Below are 3,805 nucleotides of genomic sequence, written 5' to 3' on the forward strand. Positions count from 1 at the left end.
TGCGCACGGTCAGGCGGGAAAACCAGAAGGGCGGGCGGGCATCGCCCAGGCTGGTGAGACGGATATCGAAGAGCTCCGGCAGCGATGCGATGTCGGGGCGGCCGGTGCCGCCGCGCAGCGCCACCAGTTCGATGATCTCGGCCGCATGACGGACGCTTGTGCGTTCCAGGCCGAGGCAAAGCAGCGGGTGCTTGAGCAGCGACAGCAAGGCGACCGGATCGCCGGGCCGGAACGCGGCCTGAAGCGCCAGCCTGAGCAGGCCGGCGGCTGGCGTATTGATGAGCGGCGTGCCGCCCGAATCGTCGGCGACGACACCAAACCGCAACAGCTCGACCGAAACGCGCCGCGCCAGGGCGCGGTCCCCGGTGACGAGTGCCGCGCGGTGGCCGGGCTGTTCGACGGCACGTTTGAGCGCGACGGCGATCGCCACGGCTTCGTCGCGTTCGCCGGCGGCTTCGAGAAGCGTGACGTCGGCGAAGGCCTCGGTGATGTCTCCGGCGGCAAAACGAACCCGCGTCTGCGCCCACAGCTCAGTGGTTTCGGCCGGCCGCAGCGCCTCGCCGACAAGTGCGGCGCGCAGCGCGAGCGGCCTTTCGGCAACGGCGATCTCCTCGACATCACCGCGCAGCACGCCGATCTTGCCGATCAGCTTTGCCAGGCCGTATTGCGGGTGACCAAGCAAGGCCGGGCGCGCCCCGGGCGCCGCGATTGCCTGGAATGACGGCTCATCCAGCATCAGGTCTAGGCCGGGCAGCACGACGGCGCCGCCAGGCAGGCCGGCGATCACCGCAAGCAATTCAGCGGTGGCGGGAATGGACCCGGTGGAGCCGGCGGCGATCACCGGTCCAGTGGGCGGATTGCGCTTCAGCCGCGCCGCTTCCAGCCTAATCAGCGCATTGCGATGTGCGGCCGGGTTGGAGCGGTTGCGTTCTTCGAGGAGATTCGGCCAGTTTTCGGTGACGATGCTCAGGAAGTCGAGCGTCACTTGCCACCAGCCGGCAAGGTTGCCGGTGACCAGATCGGCGAGCTTGGTCCAGTCCGTGCCTTCGGTCTCGATCTCGTCCATCAGCCGGGCCAGGTCGCGCGCCAGCCAGATGGAGTCGGCGGCGGAGGCCGGCACGACGATCTCCTCGTCGAAAAGTGCAGCGACATGTGCCGGCAGGCGGCGTTTCCAGGCGCGCACCAGCGGCGCCAGCAGCAGCAGCCGCTCGGTCGCGGCGATCGGCGGCGCGAGATCGATCGCAGCCGATGCGTCGGCCTCGAATGCAGCTTCGTCCTCGTCGAACTCGCCAAGCGGGCGGATGACCGGCAGGATCGCCGAGCGGCCACCCAGACGGTCGACGAAGACGCCGCGCAGCGCCCGCGCGGCGCGGCGCGTCGGCACGTAGATAGTGGCGTCGGCCAACGCCAGCGGGTCGCCGTCGAAGCGGAAATCGGGGACAAGCCGACCTGACAGCAAGGCCTCGGCCAGCGACGGCAGAAACGGCGCTCCGGGCGGGATCGAGAAAACGCGGCGGGAGCCGCTCATTTCAACTCAGTGAAGGCGCTGGTCAACTCGGTAACAGCGCTGGGCGACTCAGCAAGAGCGGCGGCGACGGCCGCTTCCGCAAGCGGGATGGCATCGGGCGTGCCGACTGTGATCCAACGGCCATGCATCGTCATGCCGAACAGGCGGCCGGCAGCAATGGCCGCATCGAAATAGGCGTTGAGCGAGTGCGGACCGGCCGGCGCATCCTTGAAAAGCCTGGGATGGACGATCGCCGCGCCGGCATAGATCAGGCCTGTCGGGTCGCCTTTCGAACGCCGCAAGGCGCCGCCCGGCGACATCAGGAAATCCGTGCCGCCGCTGTGTCCGGTTGCTGACTGGAGATCCGCGAGCATCAGCAGAATATCCATTTTCGCCGCGTCCCATGCAAGAGCGAGACGAGCAAGGTTGGGCATGCCGCTGTCGATCCAGAAGGTATCGGCGTTGACGATGTAAAAGGGAGCCCCTCCCAGTTCCGGCAAAGCATGGACGATACCGCCGGCGGAATCGAGCAGCCTTTCGCTTTCATCGGAAATGACGACTTTCGGGGCGCGGCGCGCGGCGACATGAGCGACGATCTGTTCGGGAAAATAATGGACGTTGACCATGGCCTTGTCGACGCCGGCCTGCGCCAGGCTGTCCAAGCTCCAGTCGAGCAATGTCTTGCCTGATATCTTGACCAGCGGCTTCGGGATCGTGTCGGTGATTGGCCGCATGCGCTTTCCCAGCCCGGCGGCAAGCACCATTGCGGTTTTGAGGCGTGCCGTCATAGCGACCGTTCCTCCAGCAGGCCGTGGGCGGTATAGAAATCCCGCAAGCTGGCCAGCCCGGGATGCGCCAGCGCTCGCCGGAGATAGTCGCGAATGCGCGGCAGGTGTTTTAGATAATAGGGCTTGCCGTCGCGCTTTTCGAGCCGAACAAAAATGCCGAGTATCTTCGAATTGCGCTGCGCCGCCATGATCGCATAGGTCTCGACGAATTCGTCTTCGTTAAAAGCGCCAGCCTTATGGCGCGCGGCGATATAGGCGTTGAGCGTCCGCATCTCGATCTCAGGCGAAAGCGTGACGCGCGCATCCATGGCGAGCGAGGCGAGGTCGTAGGCGGACGGGCCGATCAGCGCGTCCTGGACATCGACGATGCCGAGGCGATCGTGACCGGTACGATTGCCGCGCCAGATGATGTTGGGCGAATGAAAGTCGCGCAGCATGAGCGTGTATTCGCGCCCCTCCAGCCGGTCGAGGACCGCATTCCATTCCCTGACATAGCCGGCGCGCAAGGCATCGCTTGCCGGGCCGCCTGATATCGCCGGCACATACCAGTCGACCAGCAATTCGGCTTCGATCATCATGGCGTCGCGATCGAAAGGCGGCACGTCGTGAAAGACGCCGGGTGCGGCCTCGATGCGATCGGGCCATGCCTTGCCATGCATCATGGCGAGCAGTTTGGCCGCCGCCGCGTAGCGCTCCGCCACCGGCTGACCATGCTGCCCGAGAAATCCCTCGGAGCCGAGATGCTCAAGCAGAAGAAATCCCTGGTCGAGGTCCTGGGCATGGATCTCCGGGGCGCTGACGCCGCCGGCCCGCAATGCCCGGTCGATGGCGACGAAGGCCGAGACGGATTGCGCGGTGTGGGCGATCACCGCATAGGGCTTGCCGTCGCGGATCGGCGGCCCGAGCACCAGCGTTGGCGAATTCATCAACACGCGCGGCGGCAAGCCGGCCAGCGAGACGATCTCATAGGAGCGGGCCGAGGCGTCGCCGATAAAATAGCGTCTCTGCGCTTCGCCCCATCCAGCTCTTTCCAGAAAATCGCGCATGGCCAGCGATCGCGCCGTGCGCTCGAAGGCAGCGCCTTGTCCCGTCAGTCTCGCCAGGCGGCCATCGCCCTGATGGAGCAGCTCGATCTGGATCGAAGTCTTTGGCAAATAGGCCTCTGCCCGTTCCGGCCATTCCACCAGGGCAGCGCCTTGCGCCAGCGCTTCGTCGAAACCCAGCTCGTCCAGTTCGGACGCCGAGGACAGGCGATAGAGGTCGAAATGATGGATGGGAACGCGCGCCTCATAGCTCTGGACGAGCGTGAAGGTAGGGCTCGGCACGTCGAGACCGGAATCGTCGGTCATTGCCCTGATCAGCGCCCGCGCCAAACTCGACTTGCCAGCGCCGAGATCGCCTTTGAGCGCCAGCACGTCGCCGGGGCGCAGCGACATGGCCAGGTCCTCGCCCAGTCTTGCGGTCGCAGCCTCGTCGGCGAGAAAACGCTCCAGCACCACGCCTGCCATCG

3 protein-coding genes are annotated in these 3,805 nt (G+C 66.0%); all 3 read right to left on the reverse strand.

All coding sequences use genetic code 11. From position 1 onward, the window contains the following. The coding region (gene addB, locus EOC93_RS32910; RefSeq protein ID WP_127206697.1) for a double-strand break repair protein AddB at positions 1-1,528 on the reverse strand (1,528 nt) is incomplete at its 3' end. After that, a complete protein-coding gene (locus EOC93_RS32915) occupies positions 1,525-2,295 on the reverse strand; it encodes a nucleotidyltransferase family protein (protein WP_127206698.1) in 771 nt (256 codons plus the stop codon). The genes EOC93_RS32915 and addB, both read right to left, overlap by 4 nt. After that, positions 2,292-3,803, reverse strand: coding sequence for a tRNA (adenosine(37)-N6)-threonylcarbamoyltransferase complex ATPase subunit type 1 TsaE (tsaE, locus tag EOC93_RS32920; RefSeq protein WP_127206699.1), 1,512 nt, complete (start codon positions 3,801-3,803; stop codon positions 2,292-2,294). The genes EOC93_RS32915 and tsaE overlap by 4 nt, the downstream gene beginning before the upstream one ends. Between the last annotated feature and the right edge of the window lie 2 nt (positions 3,804-3,805).

This window comes from Mesorhizobium sp. M6A.T.Ce.TU.002.03.1.1 (assembly GCF_003997275.1).
In the GTDB taxonomy this organism is placed as follows: domain Bacteria; phylum Pseudomonadota; class Alphaproteobacteria; order Rhizobiales; family Rhizobiaceae; genus Mesorhizobium; species Mesorhizobium mediterraneum.